Source organism: Methanobrevibacter sp. (genome assembly GCF_015062935.1).
Classification (GTDB): domain Archaea; phylum Methanobacteriota; class Methanobacteria; order Methanobacteriales; family Methanobacteriaceae; genus Methanocatella.
On record NZ_SUTM01000004.1, the window covers coordinates 13,529 to 35,426 of the forward strand.

At 34.2% G+C, this 21,898-nt stretch carries 1 protein-coding gene; it reads left to right on the forward strand.

The window, feature by feature from the left end:
* Positions 1-244 precede the first annotated feature (244 nt).
* The gene (locus tag E7Z81_RS02515) at positions 245-21,889 is read left to right on the forward strand and encodes a non-ribosomal peptide synthetase (protein WP_292743781.1); all 21,645 of its coding nucleotides are present in this window, start codon (positions 245-247) and stop codon (positions 21,887-21,889) included.
* Positions 21,890-21,898 lie beyond the last annotated feature (9 nt).

Consider the following 21,898-nt stretch of genomic DNA (forward strand, 5'->3'; position numbering starts at 1 on the left):
AATTCTATTGAAATTGAAATAATTCGTTATGTAAAGTGTGTAAATGATTTAATTCGAATTTAAATTATTTTTTGATATGAATGTGTTATTTTATTTCAAATATTATAAAATTCCATATTTTGCAATGAATTATTGAACAAATGAAGTGTCACTTGAATAATTTTACACAATCTCTTAAAAGATTAACTTTTTATTTTAAAAAAAATAAACATATAAAACAATAAAATATATGGATTAGAATAACATGATTGATAAGAATGTAAACTATATAAAATATTTTTTAAATCTTATAAAAGATTTTGATGAAAGTACGGTTCTTAATCCTGATTTAAATGGGATAGAAACTCCAAATATAAAATCTGAAGAATTAAAAATAGATAAAGATTCATTAAATGATTTCTGTCGAAAAAATTCAATCAGTGAAAGTGCTCTTTTTTTAGCTGGTATAAGTCTAGCATTAAATAAGTTTAATTTTTCCAATAAAAACTTGATATTTCATGAAAATGATATAATTTTCACAACAAATTTTGAAAACAGAAAAATCTCCATTGATGAGTATTTAATGCAAATCCAAAAGGATTATGAAGAAAATTTAAAATATGCTGATTTTTCAGTTGATGATGTCATTAAGGAATATGATTTAAAATCAGGCATATATTATGCATTCAATAAGGAATTGGACTTTGATTCATTAGGATATGAATATGACCTTTATCTGGCAATAAATGAAAATTCTGATGAATTCGTTGTATCCTCTTCATATAATGACCAGTTATATTCAGCTGAATACATTAATTTATTCCTCAATAGTATTAATCAAATTATCAATCAATTCTTATCTATAGATATTTCCAATTCAAAATTATCTGATATTTATCTTGTAAAAGAAGATGAAGATTTCAAATTCAATGAAATTAAAACACCATTCATCCATAAACGTTTTGAAAAGCAAGTGGAAAAAGACCCTGATCACCTCGCACTTGTCGCAGACGGTGAAAGATTAACTTACGATGAACTTAACAGGAAGGCCAATAAGATTGCTAATGCCCTTATCAACAAAGGCGTTGAGCCTAGAAGCAATATTGTTATAATGTTTCACAGAAACAGCAATTTGATTGCTGCAATTTTAGGTGTTTTAAAAGCGGGCTGTGCTTATATTCCTATTGATTTAGCATTTCCAAAAGAAAGGATACTCTTCATGGCCCATAACAGTCAGGCAGACTATATTCTTGCTGAAACCACTGACCTTATGCCAAATTCAATAGGCATTGACGAATTGCTTCAGGAGGAAAATGATGAAAATCCTGATGTCGAGATTTCTCCAGACGACTTGGCATATCTCCTTTACACTTCAGGTTCTACAGGTTTGCCAAAAGGTGTAATGGGAACTCATAGAAACGTTACAAGCGGATTCACTGAAGATGAAGAAAATATTGTTTATCAGGCATATTCCAAAATGGAGAAAAACCTTGGGGTCATTACAGTTTCATTTGTTGCATTTACAGCTGACTTTTTAAGTTTAACTTATGGAAATACCTTGGTATTTGCAAATGATGATGAAGCTAAAAACATTGAATCATTGGTTAGGTTAATGGAAAAAGAAAAACCTGACGCATTCACATTCACAACTCCTTCACGTCTAAAACAATATTTAGAATATGAGCCTTTTGCAAAAGCACTATCTTCAATTAACCAAATCAGTATGGGTGGAGAAAAAGTTCCAGATGAACTTGCACATATTCTTTTGTCCAATGATGATATGCTTCCTTATGTCATTTATGGATGTACTGAAGTGACAGGAATCGGAACAATTGAGAAAATAACCGATATGGATAAGGAATTGACAATTGGTGAGGCACCATATAATGTAGTTGCTCAAATAAGAGATATTGACGGACGGATATTACCTCCCGGAGTCATGGGTGAAATTTATATAGGAGGTTGTGGTGTTTCAAAAGGATATTATAATCTGGATGAAAAAAGCCAGGAATCCTTCATTAACATTAACAATATTCCATTCTACAAAACAGGAGACTTCGGTATAGAAAATTCCGAAGGAAAACTGATTTCAAAAGGAAGGATGGACAACCAGATAAAACTCCGTGGATTGAGAATTGAAATCGGTGAAATAGAAGCTAACATCACCAAATTCCCAAATGTAAAACAGACTGCTGTTGTAGTTAAAAAAATCAACAATAACGATCACCTATGCGCATACTTCACTGCAAGTGAAGAAATTGATGTTAAGGCATTGAAAAAATACCTGCAGGAAAGATTAACCACTTATATGGTTCCAACTGTTTTCATGCAGTTAGATGAAATGCCAAAAACACCGAATGGAAAGATATTCCTTAAAAAACTCCCAAAACCAGTGCTTAATTTGGAGTTGATTCCACCTGAAACAGAAACTGAGAAAAAATTATTCGATATTGCAGTATCTGTTGCTGAAAGCACAGAATTGGGTGTGACTGATGATTTATATGCAGTAGGATTTACCTCACTGACATTGATGAAATTAAGTGCAGTTGTCTTTGAAGAGACCGGTGTCAATTTAAATATTTCCAAACTGATTGACGAGCCAACAATCAGAAAAATTGCAAATGAGATAGACAATGCTCAAAAAGATTCCGAGAAACTTGAAAAGATTATTGAAGATGCTAAAAATTCAACATACATTCCATTGACTGCAAATCAGTTAGGTGTTTATTATGAATGTGCTCAGAATCCTGATGAGCCTCAATATAACTTGCCTTGTCTTATAAGATTTGACAATTCAATTGATGCTGAAAAGTTGAAGGAAGCTATTATCAAAACATTTGATACATATCCATATCTTAAAACAAGAATTGTCATGCATGGTGACCAGTTAATGCATAAACGTGATGATTCAATTCCAATAGAAGATATTCCTATTGTTGAAGTGCCTCATATCAGTGATGAGGAAATATATAATCTTAACTTCAAAAAATTCGAGTTGTTGGGTGGACAATTATTCAGAGCAAAAATATATAAAACTGATGATGGAGTCATACTGTTCTTTGACATGCACCACATTATAACAGATGGTGCATCTGTAAACATACTGTTCAAGAGCTTTTCAGATGCTTATGAAGGAAATGAAATTGAAAAGGAAACCATTGACGGTTATATAAACGCATTGATTGAAAAGGAAAACGAAAATAGTGATGAATACATTGCATCTGAAAGATACTTCCATGAATTAATGACACAGGAAGTAGATTCAACTGTCCTGACACCTAACTTGAACGGTAATCCTGATGATGGAGCATTGAAATCAATTTCTAAAAACATCAACCCACAAATAATCAGGAAATTCTGTGCTGATGAAAGGATAAGTCCTAACGTTTTATTCATGGCAAGTACAATATTGAATTTGAATAAGTACACATTTTCAGACAAGACTCTGATTACAACCATATTTAACGGTAGGTCAAATTCCAATTACTTCAATACTCAGGCGTTTTTAGTTAAAACACTTCCTATATTGTCCATCAATGAAGACAGAAACATTACAATAAGACAATTATTGAATCAAACTGACAGATTATGGAAGGATACACTTAAGCATGCTGACTATCCGTATACTAAGATTTCAGAAGAATTCCAATTAAAACCTGAATTCATGTATACTTACAATAACTTTGATGAAAGCATCATTACAATGAACGGTAATGATTATGAATTGACTCGTCTGGACACTGTTGAAACCAATTACAAGATTACTTTCGATATTAACGAATCTGGAGACAATATTGAATTGTTCCTGTTATACAATGACCAGTTATACACAGAACAATACGTTAAAACCTTTTTAAACAGTGTTTTAACCACTGTAAATCAATTTATTGAAATGGATATTGATCAAATTCCTATAAGTGAAATTGAACTTAATAAAAACTATGAGATTCCAACTTTCACACCTGTTGAACTTCCATTCATCCACAAACGCTTTGAAAGACAGGTTGAAGCAAATCCAGAAAACATTGCACTTGTTGCAGAGGATGCAACCTTAACGGCTAGTGAACTTAACATAAAAGCTAATAAAATTGCTAATGCCTTAATTAAAAAAGGAGTCAAACCAAAAAGCAATGTTTTAGTAATGCTTCACAGGAACAGTGACCTGATAGCATCCATATTGGGTATCCTAAAAGCTGGATGTGCATATATTCCTATTGATTTGGAATATCCTCAGGACAGAATCGATTATATCTATGAAAACAGTCAGGCAGATTACATAATATCTGACAAAGATGATTATAACTCATTGAACGTTAAAGAATTGCTTGAAGAAACTAACACTTCAAATCCTGATGTTGATGTTGCTCCTGATGATCTGGCATATATGATTTATACATCAGGTTCAACAGGAAATCCAAAAGGTGTGATGATTTCACATGAAAACATTGCAAACCAGGTTCAAAACCCTAAATCACAATATAATAGTTTATTATGTCTTGCAACAATTTCCTTTGACGTATCTGTCGATGATATATTAACTTCACTTTCAAACGGATTAAAATTAATATTTGCAAGTGACACACAGATTAAAAACATTCCTGAGTTAATTAAATTAATTGATGAGGAAAAACCTGAAGTTTCAGAAATCACTCCATCAAGACTTGCTTCATATCTGGAAGTTCCTGAGTTCTGTGATGTAATTAATTGCTTGAAATGCGTATTCCTTGGAGGAGAACAGTTCTCAACCAAAGTTTATGAGAACTTCAAGAAATACTCTGATGCGATTGTATACAACAGTTACGGACCTACAGAAACTACAATTACTTCAAACAACAAGGAAGTCACTGATGTCAATGATATAACCGTTGGTCATCCGTTAGACAATTATGTTACTGATGTCCGTGATATTGACGGAAAACTCCTGCCGCAAGGTGTAATGGGAGAACTATACATAGGAGGTCTCGGTGTAGGTAAAGGATATTACAACATGCCTGATAAAACAGAAGAAGTATTCCTAACAATCAATAACATTCCATACTACAGAAGCGGAGACTACGCAATAGAAAAACCTAACGGTGAAATAGATATTCAGGGAAGAATCGACAACCAAATCAAACTCAGAGGATTAAGAATTGAAATAGGTGAAATCGAATCCAATATCAATAAGTATCCGTCAGTGAAACAGACAGTTGTTGTAATTAAGAAAATCAACAATAACGACCACTTATGTGCTTACTATACTGCTGAAGAAGAAATTAACAGTTCCGAGTTGAAAGAGTTCTTAAAGGATAAATTAACCAAGTATATGGTTCCAACTGCATACATGCAGCTTGATGAAATGCCTCAAACACCGAACGGTAAGACAGACTTGAAGGCATTGCCTGAACCAAAACTTGACCTGGAAAACATCAAACCTGAAAATGAACTTGAAGAAAAACTCTTCAAAATAGCTTCAGAGCTGGTCAACACTGATCAATTTGGTGTTACTGATGATTTGTATGCAATAGGATTTACTTCATTGATATTAATGAAATTCAACTCATTGATTTATGCTGAAATGGGAATCAATTTGGATATTTCTGTATTATTCAATGACCCAACCATTAGAAAACTTGCAGCAGAAATTGATGCTAACGCAGATCAGGAAACAGATTTAGAAGAATTTGTCGAATTGGCTTCTAAATTAGATTATTTCCCATTAACTGAAAACCAGTTAGGTATATACTATGAATGTATACAAAATCCTGATGTAATCAAATATACCATGCCAACACTTTTAAGATTCGGCAGTGATGTTGATACTGATAAATTGAAGGAATCCATTATTAAAACAGTTGAAGCTCATCCATACATCAAAACCCGAATCATCACAACAGAAGACGGCTCTTTAAAACAGCAAAGAAATGATGATGCTCCAATCGATGAAATCGAAATTGTTGAAGTTGATTCAATAAGTGATGATGAAATAATTAAAAATGATGTTAGAGCATTCAATTTCGGTGATGAACAGCTATTCAGATTTAAAATATATAAAACATCTGATGAAACAATATTGTTCGTTGATTTCCACCACATAATTACTGACGGTGTATCACAAATCAATATTTTCGCAGATATAGCTAATGCTTATGAAAATAGGGATTTATCACAGGAAATCGTGGACGGTTATGTCTACAGCCTTATTGAAGCTGATGCCAAAAACAGTGATAAATATGATGAATCTAAAGAATTCTTTGATGAGAAACTGTCACAGGAAATTGAGTCAACAATTTTAACACCAAACCTTAATGGAAATCCTGATGAAGGACAGTTAAAATCAGTTATACGGGAATTCAGTGCTGATAGCATTAAAGAATTCTGTAATGATTATTCATTAAGTCAAAATGCAGTATTCTTATCTGCTCTTACATTAACATTGAATAAATACACTTTCAGTGATAAAACATTGATTACAACAATTTTCAATGGAAGATCCAATCCGTTCTACTATGACACTCAGGGATTCTTGGTAAAAACACTTCCATTGATATTCAACAATGAAAACAGGCAGGAAACCATTAAAGAATTCATTAACGGCATTGATGATGTCTGGAAAGATACAATAAGTCACAGTGAATACCCATACACTAGTCTTGCAGAAAACTATCAGTTAAAACCTGAATTCTTCTTCTCTTATCAGGAATTCCTGCAGTCTGAAGAAGTAACAATAAACGGTAAAAATTATCAGGAAACCGCTCTGCTTTCAGATGACCTTTCTGCAACAGCATATAAGGTTAACTTTGATATTTTTGTCTATGAAGATAAAATTTTATACAAATTGGATTACAATGACCAATTATACAGCGAAGAATACATTCAGAAATTCCTGGATTCACTTAATCTTGTTCTAAATCAGTTCATTGAAAATGACATTAACAAACTGATGATTAATGAAATAGAATTGGAAAGTGAATATGAATTACCTGTTTTCACTCCTTTGGAAACTCCAATAATTCACAAACGCTTTGAAAAACAAGTTGAAGCAAATCCTGACAAAATCGCACTTGTAGCGGAAGATGCTACACTAACTGCTGATGATCTTAACAAAAAAGCTAATATAATTGCAAACGCATTAATCAAAAGAGGAGTCAAACCTAAAAATAATGTATTGGTAATGCTTCACAGGAACAGTGATTTGATAGCATCTATTTTAGGAATTTTAAAAGCAGGATGTGCATTCATTCCTATTGATTTGGAATATCCTCAGGACAGAATTGATTATATTTATGAAAACAGTCAGGCAGACTACATTATTTCAGAAGAAAATAATGAAAACTCCTTAAATGTGAAAGAACTGCTGGAAGAAGGCAATGTTGAATCTCCTGATGTTGATGTGGCTCCTGATGATACAGCATACATGATTTACACATCCGGTTCTACTGGAAACCCTAAAGGTGTAATGATTAGTCATGAAAATGCATGTAACGAAACTGAAGGAAATCCTAAATGTGAATATGACAACCTATTGAGTATTGCAACAATTGCATTCGACACATCCCTTGAAGACATCCTTACAGGTTTGACCAATGGAATTAAAATAATTTTTGCTAATGACACTGAAATCAAGAATGTGGTTGATTTAATACAGCTAATCAAAACAGAAAAACCGCAGGTCATGGAATTCACACCGTCAAGGTTACTGTCTTACCTTCAAGTTGATGAGTTCTGTAACGTAATAGACTGCGCCAAATGTATTGTTATGGGTGGAGAGCAATTCTCAGCCAAAGCATTTGAAGGAGTTAAAAAATACTGTGATGCAAAGGTATATAACAGTTACGGACCGACAGAAGCAACAATAGCTTCCAACTATAAGGAAATAACTGATCCTAACGTTATCACTATTGGTAAGGCATTGCAAAACTACGTAACCGAAGTAAGGGATATCGACGGAAAACTCCTGCCTCAGGGAGTAATGGGAGAGCTATACATCGGAGGAACAGGTGTCGGTAAAGGATACTACAACATGCCTGAAAAAACCGAAGAGGTGTACTTAACCATAAACGACATTCCATATTACAGAAGTGGGGACTATGCAATAGAACTTCCTGATGGTGAAATTGATATTAAAGGAAGAATTGACAATCAAATCAAGCTCAGAGGTTTAAGAATAGAAATAGGTGAAATTGAATCAAACATTAACAGATATCCGTCAGTAAAACAGGCTGTTGTTGTAATTAAGGAAATCAACAACAATGACCACTTATGTGCTTACTATACTTCCGATGAAGAAATTGAACCTAGAACCTTAAAAGAGTTCTTAAAGGATAAATTAACCAAGTATATGGTTCCTACTGCATACATGCAGATTGATGAAATGCCTCAAACACCAAACGGAAAAACTGACATAAATGCATTGCCTGAACCAAAACTTGACCTGGAATATGTGGCTCCTGAAAATGAAACTGAAGAAAAACTCTTTGAAATTGCATCTGAACTAATCAGCACTGACCAATTCGGTGTAACTGATGATTTATATGCTGTTGGATTTACATCACTGATTTTGATGAAATTCAACTCAATGATATATTCCGAAATGGGCGTTAATTTAGACATTTCAGTTTTATTCAATGATCCGACTATCAGAAAACTTGCATCAGAAATAACTGGTAGCGATAAAGAATCTGATTTACAGAAATTCATTGAATTAGCTGACAAATCAGAATACTTCCCATTAACCGAAAATCAAATGGGAGTATACTATGAATGCATGCAAAGCCCTGGTGAGATAAAATACACAATGCCGACTGTCATAAGATTTGACAGTGATGTTGATGCCGATAAACTAAAACAAGCAGTTATCAAAGCAATTGAAGCTCATCCATACCTTAAAACTAGAATCGTAACTTCTGAAGATGGTTCTTTAAAACAACAAAGAAATGATGATGCAGTCATTGATGAAATTGAAATTGTTAAAGTTGAATCAGTAAGTGATGATGAAATCATTAAAAATGATGTTAAAGCATTTTATTTCGAAGACAATCAGTTATTCAGATTTAAAATATATGATGCTGATGATGAAACAGTATTATTCCTTGATTTCCATCACATAATAACTGACGGTGTATCACAAATCAATTTATTTGCAGACATTGCAAATGCCTATGAAAATAGGGAGTTATCACAGGAGATTGTTGATGGATATGTTTACAGCCTTATTGAAGAAGATGCTAAAAACAGTGAAAAATACATTGAATCCAAAGAGTTCTTTGATGAAAAACTGTCACAGGAAATTGAATCAACAATCCTGACACCAAACCTCAACGGAAACCCTGATGAAGGTAAAATAAAAACTGTCATTGAGGCATTTGAATCAGATAAAATCAAGGAATTATGTAACAAGTATTCATTAAGTCAGAATGCACTGATATTATCTGCTCTTACATTAACATTGAATAAATACACATTCAGCGATAAGACATTGATTACAACAATTTTCAATGGAAGAGCTAATCCGTTCTATTATGACACTCAAGGATTCCTGGTAAAAACACTTCCGTTAATATTCAACAATGAAAACAGACAGGAAAACATAAAAGATTTCATAAACGGCATTGATAATGTATGGAAAGATACAATAGGTCATAGTGAATATCCATACACAAGTATTGCTGAAGATTATCAGTTAAAACCTGAATTCTTCTTTACCTACCAAGAATTCTTAGACGAAGATGGCATTGTTATTAACGGCAAAGCTTATCAGGATTATGAACTGTCTGACGAGGAATTATTGGCTACCGATTATAAGATTAATTTCGACTTGTATGCCTATGAAAACAGGTTGGAATTCAAACTAGACTATAATGACCAATTATATAGTGAAGAATATATTAAAACATTCATAAATTCCATGAAATTTGTCTTAGAGCAATTTATTAATGTCAATATTGAAAAACAAAGAATTTGTGATATTGAATTGGAAACTCCAAAAGAGCTGCCTACTTTCACTCCTGTGGAAACTCCAATTATTCACAAACGCTTTGAAAGACAAGTTGAAGCAAACCCTGAAAATATTGCACTTGTAGCTGAAGATGCAACACTGACTGCTGATGAACTGAACAAAAAAGCCAATAAGATTGCTAATGCATTAATCAAAAAAGGTGTAAAACCTAAAAATAACGTATTGGTAATGCTTCACAGGAACAGTGATTTAATTGCATCAATTTTAGGAATTCTAAAAGCGGGATGTGCATATATTCCTATTGATTTGGAATATCCTCAGGACAGAATCGATTATATCTATGAAAACAGTCAGGCAGATTACATAATATCTGACAAAGATGATTATAACTCATTGAACGTTAAAGAATTGCTTGAAGAAACTAACACTTCAAATCCTGATGTTGATGTTGCTCCTGATGATCTGGCATATATGATTTATACATCAGGTTCAACAGGAAATCCAAAAGGTGTGATGATTTCACATGAAAACATTGCAAACCAGGTTCAAAACCCTAAATCACAGTATGCCAGTCTGTTATGTCTTGCAACAATTTCCTTTGACGTATCTGTCGATGATATATTAACTTCACTTTCAAACGGATTGAAACTTATATTAGCTAGTGATACTCAAATCAAAAACATTCCTGAACTTATTACTCTTATTGATGAAGAAAAACCTGAAGTTTCAGAAATCACTCCATCAAGACTTGCTTCATACCTGGAAGTGCCTGAGTTCTGTGATGTGATAGGCTGCTTGAAATGTGTATTCTTAGGTGGTGAACAGTTCTCAACCAAAGTATATGAAAACTTCAAGAAATACTCTGATGCGATTGTATACAACAGTTATGGACCTACAGAAACCACAATCACATCAAACAACAAGGAAGTTACTGATGTCAATGACATAACTGTTGGTCATCCATTGGATAATTATGTTACTGATGTTCGTGATATTGATGGAAAACTTCTGCCTCAAGGTGTAATGGGAGAGCTATACATTGGAGGTCTCGGTGTGGGTAAAGGATACTACAACATGCCGGATAAAACCGAAGAAGTATTCCTGACCATCAATGACATCCCATACTACAGAAGCGGAGACTATGCAATAGAAAGACCTAATGGCGAAATAGATATTCAGGGAAGAATTGACAACCAAATCAAACTCAGAGGATTGAGAATAGAAATTGGTGAAATTGAGTCAAGCATCAACAGATATCCATCAGTTAAACAGGCTGTTGTCGTAATCAAAGAAATCAACAATAACGACCACTTATGCGCTTACTATACAGCAGAGGAAGAAGTGGGCATCGGTGATTTAAAAGAATTCCTAAAAGATAAATTAACTAAATATATGGTTCCTACTGCATACATGCAGCTTGATGAAATGCCACAAACACCGAACGGTAAGACAGACTTGAAGGCATTGCCTGAACCAAAACTTGACCTGGAAAACATCAAACCTGAAACTGAAACCGAAGAAAAACTCTTCGAAATTGCAGTAGAACTCATCAATACCGATCAATTCGGTGTAACCGATGATTTATATGCTATAGGATTTACATCATTGATTCTGATGAAATTCAACTCAATGATATATTCACAAATGGGCGTAAACTTGGACATTTCTCTATTGTTCAATGACCCAACTATCAGAAAACTTGCAGCCGAAATTGAAAGCAGCGATAAAGACTCTGATATAAGTGAAATTATTGAAATGGCAAACAGCATGGATTACCTGCCGATGACTGACAACCAAATTGGTGTATACTACGAATGTATGCAAAGTCCCGGCGAAATCAAATATACCATGCCTACTACCATGAGACTGGGCTGTGATGTTGATGCAGATAAATTAAAAGAAGCAGTAATTGAAACTGTCGAAGCCCATCCATATCTCAAAACAAGAATTGTCATTGACGATGAAGGTGAACTGAAACAGAAGAGATGTGATGATGTTGCCATAGATGAAATTGAGATTGTAGAAGTCGATTCCATTAGCGATGAAGAAATGATGAAAAATGACGTAAAAGCATTTTCATTCGGTGATGAACAGTTATTCAGGGCTAAAATATATAAAACACCTGATGAAACAGTACTCTTCACTGATTTCCACCACATAATTACTGATGGTGTGTCTCAAATCAATTTCTTCGACGATATAGCTAATGCTTATGAAGGAAAAGACCTTAATGGTGAAATCGTTGACGGATATGTTTACAGTCTGCTTGAAGATAATCTTAAAAACAGTGACGCTTACGGAAAAGCTAAAGAATTCTTCGATGAAAAACTTTCACAGGAAGTTGAATCAACAGTTCTTACTCCAAACCTTAACGGTAATCCTGATGAGGGTAAATTAAAAGCATTTATTGATACTATTGATGCTGAAGAAATTAAAGAATTCTGTAATCGTAATTCATTTAGTCAAAACTCATTATTCCTGGCTGCCCTCACATTAACATTGAATAAATACACTTTCAGCGATAAGACACTGATTACAACTATATTCAATGGTAGATCCAATCCATTGTATTATGACACTCAAGGATTCCTGGTAAAAACACTTCCATTGATATTCAACAATGAAAACAGACAGGAAACTATTAAAGAATTCATTAACGGCATTGATGATGTCTGGAAAGACACTATGGCCAACAGCATTTACCCATACACAAATGTTGCACAGGAATATCAACTAAAACCCGAATTCTTCTTTACATATCAGGAATTTTATGATTCAGGACCTCGTGTAATAAATGGAAATCTTTGGGAAGAAAGGGAATTAGTTTCTGAAGATTTGGCTACAACTGAATATAAGATTAACTTTGATATAGATGTTTCAGAAGATAAAATAGACTTTGTAATCATATATAATGATGAATTATACACTGAAGACTACATTAAAACATTTATCAAGTCCATGCAGCTTGTCTTAAATCAGTTCCTGGAAAATGATGTCAATGAATTATGCATCGGTGAAGTGGAATTGGAAACCACCAAAGAAATACCTACCTTCAGCCATGTGGAAACTCCATTCATCCACAAACGCTTTGAAAAACAGGTTGAAGCAAATCCTGACAACATTGCTCTTGTTGCAACAGATGCTACATTAACCAATGAAGAGCTTAACATCAAATCAAATCGTATAGCTAATGCACTTATCAGAAAAGGTGTTGAGCCGAGAAGCAACATCTTAGCAATGCTTCCAAGGGACAGCAACCTGATAGCAACAATAATCGGTATCTTAAAGGCAGGATGTACATTTATCCCTATTGATTTGGAATATCCTAAAGAACGTATTGATTATATCTATGAAAACAGTCAGGCAGATTATATCATAACCTCTGACGGAAAAGCAGATAATGAATTGGACATTTATGAATTGCTTGAAGAGAAAAACACTTCAAATCCTAATGTTGAAATTTCACCTAATGACTTGGCATACATGATTTACACTTCCGGTTCAACAGGATTGCCTAAAGGTGTAATGATTGGACATAAAAATGCATGTAACCAGGCCGAATCCAATCCAAAATGCGAATACGATAATCTATTAAGTATTGCAACAATTGCATTCGATACATCTCTGGAGGATATCTTAACAGGTATTACAAACGGTATCAGAATAATATTCGCTAATGATTCAGAAATCAAGAATATTGTTGATTTAATCAGATTAATCAGGGAACACGAACCTCAAGTAATGGAATTCACTCCTTCAAGATTGATATCCTATCTTGAAGTTGAGGAGTTCTGTGAAGTGATTGGCTGTGCCAAATGTATCGTTATGGGTGGAGAGCAATTCTCAGCTAAAGCATTTGAAGGCGTTAAAAAATACTGTGACGCTAAGGTCTACAACAGTTACGGACCAACTGAGGCAACAATTGCATCCAACTATAAAGAAATCACAGATCCAGAAAACATTACAATCGGTAAAGCTCTTAAAAACTATGTAACCGAAGTAAGGGATATCGATGGAAAACTCCTGCCTCAAGGAGTAATGGGTGAGCTGTACATCGGTGGTGTCGGTGTAGGTAAAGGATACTACAACATGCCTGACAAAACAGAAGAAGTATATCTTACAATTAACAATATCCCATACTACAAGAGTGGGGACTATGCAATAGAGCTTCCAGACGGAGACATTGACATTAAAGGAAGAATCGACAACCAAATCAAGCTCAGAGGATTGAGAATTGAAATTGGTGAAATCGAATCAAGCATTAACAAATTCCCTAATGTCAAAAATGCAGTTGTTGTAATTAAGGAAATCAACAACAACGACCATTTATGTGCTTATTTCACAGCTGAAAATGAAATCGATAAGGATGCATTGAAAGAATTCCTTAAAGAAAGATTAACATATTACATGGTTCCAACAGTGTTCATGCAATTGGATGAAATTCCACAATTGCCTAACGGTAAAACAGATACCAAAAAACTGCCAGAACCTAAATTAGAACTGGAAAACATAAAACCTGAAAATGAAACCGAGCAAAAACTGTTCGATATCACTTCAGAGTTAATCGGAACAGATGAATTCGGTGTTACTGATGATTTATATGCCATTGGATTTACCTCATTAACATTGATGAAATTAAACACCTTAATTTATAAGGAAATGAATGTTAATCTGGACATTTCAATATTGTTCAACAGTCCAACAGTTAGAAAGCTTTCCGATGAGATTTTGAATCATGGTGAACAGTCATCAAAATTAGATGAACTCATTGAATTAGCAGATACTCAGGAATATTTCCCATTGACAGAAAATCAACTGGGTATTTACTATGAGTGCATGCAGAGTCCTGGTGAAATCAAATACACCATGCCTGCAATTGCAAGGTTTGACCATGACGTTGATGCTGAAAAATTAAAAGAATCAATCGTCAAAGCAATTGAAGCACATCCATATCTTAAAACAAGAATTGTAACTGCTGATGATGGTACATTAAAACAATATAAAAACATTTCTGCTGAAATAGATGAAATTGAAATTGTTAATGTGGATTCAATCAGTGATGAAGAAATCATTGAAAATGATGTAAAAGCATTTTCATTTGACGGCGAACAATTGTTCAGATTCAAAATATACAATACTCCTGAAGAAATTTTATTGTTCAGCGATTTCCACCATATAATTACAGATGGTGTATCACAGGCATTATTATTTGAAGATATAGGAAATGCATATGAAAATAAAGAGATTGAAAAAGAAATCGTTGACGGTTATGTTTTCAGCTTAATTGAGAATTATCTGCAAAACAGTGAAAGATATGAGGATGCTAAAAAATTCTTTGATGACAAGCTGTCACAGGAAATCGATTCAACTGTTTTAACACCTGACCTTAACGGAGATCCTGAAGATGGATTAATCAAATTGGTCTATAGCAGAATGGATATTGGTAAAATTGATGATTTCTGTTTAAAACATTCAATAGGACACAATTCCTTGTTTATGTCTGCAATGATTTTGAGCTTGAACAAGTTCACTTATAGTGATGAGACATTGTTTACTACAATATTCAATGGAAGAACAAATCCTAACTATTTCAATACTCAAGGATTTTTAGTAAAAACCTTGCCATTGATTATTAAAAATGAAAACAGACAACAAACTGTTGAAAAATTCCTCAAATCTGTAGATAAAACTTGGATTGATTCAATCAACAATAGTATTTATCCATATACCCATATTTCTGATGAATATCAGTTAAAACCTGAAATATTCTATTCCTATAATGAGGGTTCAGGATCTGAAAGCCTTGTTATAAACGGCAAGGATTATGAAAACTATGAATTGTCTGATGCAACTGAAGAAACAGAATATAAAATAGATATTTCAGTGCTTAAACAGGAAACCACACTTGATATAGGAATATCCTACAATGACCAATTGTACTCTGAGGATTATGTAAAAACATTCCTGGCTTCAATTGAAACTGTATTGAATCAATTCATGGACAATGATGTTGAGACATTCAGAATATGCGATGTTGAACTTGAAACCACAAAAGAAGAACCTACATTCATTCCTCTTGAAAATCCATTCATCCATAAGCGTTTCGAAGCACAAGTGGAAAGCAAACCTGATGAAATTGCATTGATATCAAATGGGAAAGAGTACACCTACAGTGAATTAAATGAATTAAGTAACCGTGTTGCTAACGGTCTGATTAAACGTGGAGTCGAACCTAAACACAATATTCTGATAATGCTTCCAAGAACTGCTGATTTAATTGCATCCATATTAGGTATTCTAAAGGCAGGATGCGGATTCATCCCAATCGATTTGGAATATCCTAAAGACAGAATTGAATACATTTATGAAAACAGTGAAGCGGATTACATTATCTCAAATGAAACCTTTGATGTATCATTAAATATTAAAGAATTGCTTGAAGAAGACAATGTTGAATCTCCTGATGTGGAAATGTCTAAGGATGATACTGCATACATGATTTACACTTCAGGTTCCACAGGAAAACCTAAAGGAGTAATGATCAGTCATGAAAATGCATGTAACGAAACTGAAGGAAATCCTAAATGTGAATATGACAACCTATTGAGTATTGCTACAATTGCATTCGACACATCCCTTGAAGATATCCTTACAGGTTTAACTAACGGAATTAAAATAATCTTTGCTAATGACACTGAAATCAAGAATGTGGTTGATTTAATACAGCTAATCAAAACAGAAAAACCGCAGGTCATGGAATTCACTCCATCAAGGTTACTGTCTTACCTTGAAGTTGAGGAGTTCTGTAACGTAATAGACTGCGCTGAATGTATCGTCATGGGAGGAGAACAATTCTCAGCCAAAGCGTTCAATGAAGTAAAACAGTACTGCGATGCAAAAGTCTACAACAGTTACGGACCGACAGAAGCAACAATAGCTTCCAACTACAAGGAAATTACTGATCCTAACGTTATCACTATTGGTAAAGCATTGCAAAACTACGTAACCGAAGTAAGGGACATTGACGGAAAACTCCTGCCTCAGGGAGTAATGGGAGAGCTATACATTGGAGGAACCGGTGTAGGTAAAGGATACTACAACATGCCTGAAAAAACCGAAGAAGTATACTTAACCATAAATGACATTCCATACTACAGAAGCGGAGACTATGCAATAGAACTTCCTGACGGTGACATTGATATCAAAGGAAGAATTGACAACCAAATCAAACTCAGAGGATTAAGAATAGAAATAGGTGAAATTGAATCAAACATCTCCAGATTCCCAAATATCAAACGTGTTGTTGTTGCAATTAAGGAAATGAACAGCAGCGAACATTTATGTGCTTACTTCACAGCTGAGGAAGACATTGACACCAAACTCCTTAAACGCTACCTGCAAAGCAAGCTAACCCAGTATATGGTTCCAACAGTCTTCATGCAATTGGATGAAATTCCACAATTGCCGAATGGAAAAACAGATATGAAATCATTGCCTGAACCTTCATTGGCACTTGATTATGTTGAACCTGAAACTGAAACTGAGAAAAAGCTATTCAAACTCGTTTCATCACTTACAAGTGCAGAGGAATTCGGTATTACTGATGATTTATACGCTTTAGGATTCACTTCATTGACATTAATGAAATTGAATTCAATGATTTATAATGAAACTGATGTAAACATTGAGATTACTGACCTGTTCAACAATCCTACAATCCAAAGTCTTGCAGACAAAGTAGACAACAATATTGATACCCAAATTGATATTCCTGAAATCATAAAGACTGCTGAGACAATGGAACTGTTCCCATTGACCTCCAATCAGTTAGGTATCTACTATGAATGTATGCAGACACAGGAAATCAAGTACACAATGCCTTCAGCAATACACTTTGGCAGTGATATTGATCCGTTCAGACTCAAACAGGCAATCATTGATGCTATTGAAGCACATCCATATCTTAAAACAAGAATAATCACCACTCCTGAAGGAGAATTAAGACAAAAAAGATGTGATGATATAGAAATTGATGAAATTGAAATTGCAGAAGTTGATTCAATTACAAATGAAGAAATGATGGAAAATGACATCAGCTACATTCCAATTGAAGACAATCAGTTATTCAAATTCAAAATCTATAAAACTCCGACCGAAACAGTGCTGTTCACAGATATTCATCACATTATCACTGATGGTGTTTCACAAGACATTCTCTTTGATGACATTCTCAGCATTTATAACGGTGAAGAAATCGAAAGTGAAATCGTGGACGGATTTGCTTACAGTTTAATTGAAGAGCAACTCTCTGAAAATGAGGTTTCAAAAGAGTTCTATCAAAATAAATTTGCTCAAGGATTTGAATCAACTGTTTTAACTCCAAACCTGAATGGAAATCCTGATGAGGCTAAAATTAAGCTGATCGGTGACGGTATCAATTCAAACTTCGTTAGAATGTTCTGTCAAGACCATTCAATAAGTCCAAATGTACTGTTCATGAGTGCTACAATATTAGCTTTAAATAAATTCACATTCTCGGATAAGGCATTGATTACAACAATTTTCAACGGTAGGTCAAACTCCAATTACTACAATACTCAAGGAATGCTGGTTAAAACACTGCCGATAATGGTTGACAGTTCAAATAGGGACATGTTCATTGAAGACTACATTAAAGTAGTGGACAAATCCTGGAAAGATTCATTAGTGCACAGCAATTATTCATACACTAAACTTTCAGAAGATTATCAATTAAAACCTGAATTCTTCTATGCATACCATGGAGCATTTGAAACAGATAATCTTGAATTGAATGGAAACACTTACGGTATGGAAGAGCTTGACGGTACTGTAGCAACCGATTACAAGATTAACTTGGATGTTTACGATGACGGAGAAAATATTGGAATTTACATTGAATATAATGACCAAATATATACTGAAGAATACGTTAAAAAATTCTTGGATGCTATTAAATATGTTTTAGTACAATTCTTCGTAAATGACATGGATAAATTAAGAGTTAATGAAATCGAGCTTGCACCTAACTGGCTACTGCCTGAATTTGAGGAAGTTGTCAATCCGTTCTTACATAAACGTTTCGAAGAACAAGTGGCAGCCAAAGGAGATGAAATTGCGCTTGTTGCAAGTGACGCTTCATTATCATATGATGAGCTTAACAGAAAGGCAAATCGCATAGCTAATGCATTAATCAGTAAGGGTGTTAAACCGAGAAGCAATATTTTGATAATGCTTCCTCGTACCAGTGACCTGATTGCTTCAATAATCGGTGTATTAAAAGCAGGTTGTGCATTCATACCACTCGATTTAAAGTTCCCTAAAGAAAGAATTGAGTACATATATGAAAACAGTCAGGCAGATTACATAATTAATGTAGATGGCGTTGCACTTAATTCACTATCTATTGAAGAATTACTTGATGAAAGCAATGACGAAAATCCTGATGTTGAAATTTCATGTGATGATCTGGCATACATGATTTACACTTCAGGTTCAACAGGAAACCCTAAAGGTGTAATGATCAGTCACAAGAATGCATGTAACCAGACAGAATCAAATCCAAAATGCGAATACAACAACCTGTTAAGTATCGCAACAATTGCATTCGACACATCCCTTGAGGACATTCTTACAGGATTTACCAACGGAATAAAAATAATATTTGCAAACGACGATGAAATAAAAAGCATTGTTGAGCTAATCAGATTAATCAAACGTGAAAAACCTGAAGTAATGGAATTCACACCGTCAAGATTGCTGTCATATCTTGAGTTTGAGGAATTCTGCGATGCAATAAGCTGCGCTAAATGTGTGGTAATGGGTGGAGAACAATTCTCAGCCAAAGCATTTGAAGGCGTTAAAAAATACGCTGATGCTAAAGTCTACAACAGTTACGGACCAACAGAAATCACAATTGCATCCAGTTATAAGGAAATAACTGATCCTGAAAACATTACAATCGGTAAGGCTTTAAGAAATTACATAACTGATGTAAGGGATATTGACGGAAAACTTCTCCCACAGGGGGTAATGGGTGAGCTGTACATCGGTGGTGTCGGTGTAGGTCAAGGATACTACAACATGCCTGACAAAACCGAAGAGGTATATCTCACAATTGATGATATTCCATACTACAGAAGTGGAGATTATGCAATTGAACTTCCAAATGGTGAAATTGACATTAAAGGAAGAATTGATAACCAAATCAAGCTCAGAGGATTGAGAATAGAGATTGGTGAAATCGAATCCAACATCTCAAACTTCCCAGACATCAAGCAGAATATTGTTGTAATCAAGGAAATAAGAAACAATGAACATTTATGCGCTTACTTCACAGCAGATGCACAAATCAATAAAGATGAGCTTAAAGCCTACTTGGGCGAAAGATTAACTCAATATATGGTTCCAACAGTATTTATGCAAATTGATGAAATGCCTCAAACTCCTAACGGAAAAACAGATGTAAAGGCATTGCCTGAACCTAAATTGGAATTAACTTATGTTGCTCCTAAAAACCAGCTTGAACAGACAATCTGTGCAATTTACTCATCTATCCTTGATATAGAAATTGTCGGTGCAGAAGATAACTTCTTTGAAATAGGTGGAACATCACTTATTGCATCCAAGCTTATCATTGAATTGCTCAAGCAGGATTATAATGTGAAATATGATGACATTTTCAGAAACCAAACTCCAAGAGCATTAGCTGACTTCCTCTCAGGTGAAGGAATTTCAGAAGACTTGGATGTTGACATCATTGAAAACTACGACTACACTCAAATCCATAAGCTTCTTGAACAAAACACCTTTGAAAACTTTGCCAAAGGTACAAATCTTGAACTGGGCAATGTCCTGTTAACTGGTGTAACCGGATTCATGGGTATTCACGTATTATATGAATACATCAAACATGAAGAAGGAACAATTTACTGTATGATTAGAAAAGGTAAATTCGACAGCTGTGAAGAACGTTTAATTGATTTGATGAATTATTACTTCGAGGAAGACTTCACTGACCTTATCGGATCACGTATAATCTTAAGCGAAGGGGATATTACCAGTCTGGATGACTTCAAAAAGCTAGAGGATTATCCAATTGACACAATCATAAACTGTGCAGCAATAGTAAAACACTACACTCATGATGACTACATATTCAGAGTTAACGTTGACGGTGTGGTCAATGGACTTGAATTTGCTGAAGCAAACAACATCAATTACGTTCAAATCTCAACTACAAGTGTTTTAGATGAATTTACAGAAGATACTGACATTGAAAATGTTCACTGTGATGAAACAACCCTGTATTGGGGACAAGACTTGTCAAACAAATACTTGAACAGTAAGTTCCTTGCAGAAAGAATGGTTCTTGAAAAAGCATTAACAGGCATGAATGTAAAAATAATAAGGGTTGGAAACCTTATGGGCCGTTATTCAGACGGTAGATTCCAGAAAAACTTTGATACAAACGCATTCTTAAATAACATTAAAGCTATTAAGAACTTAAAAGCAACAATTGCTCCAATTTCCGAGGAACTCGTTGAATTAAGTCCGATTGATTATGTGGCAAAGGCAACTCTTGCTCTTGCTAAAACACCAAAAGAATCCATGATATTCCACGCTGTAAGCGATAAGCTAATACCTAACAGTGACATATTCGATGCTTTAAATTCATTCGGATTTGAAATTGACGAAGTAACTCCTGAAGAATTTAAAGAAATCTATGAAAACAACATGGATGAAAACATTCAGGGAATGATTACAGCTGATATGAGTATTAATGATTTCGACTTTGAAGATGAAGAAGAAGTTGAAGGAGATTACGGTGAACTTGTTAAAATAGACCAAACATTGGATATTCTAAGTTCATTAGGCTTTGACTGGCCTGAATGTGATGAAGATTATCTTGAAAGATTTATAGGTTATTTAAATGAGGTACATTATTTTGATTAAATAAGGTGG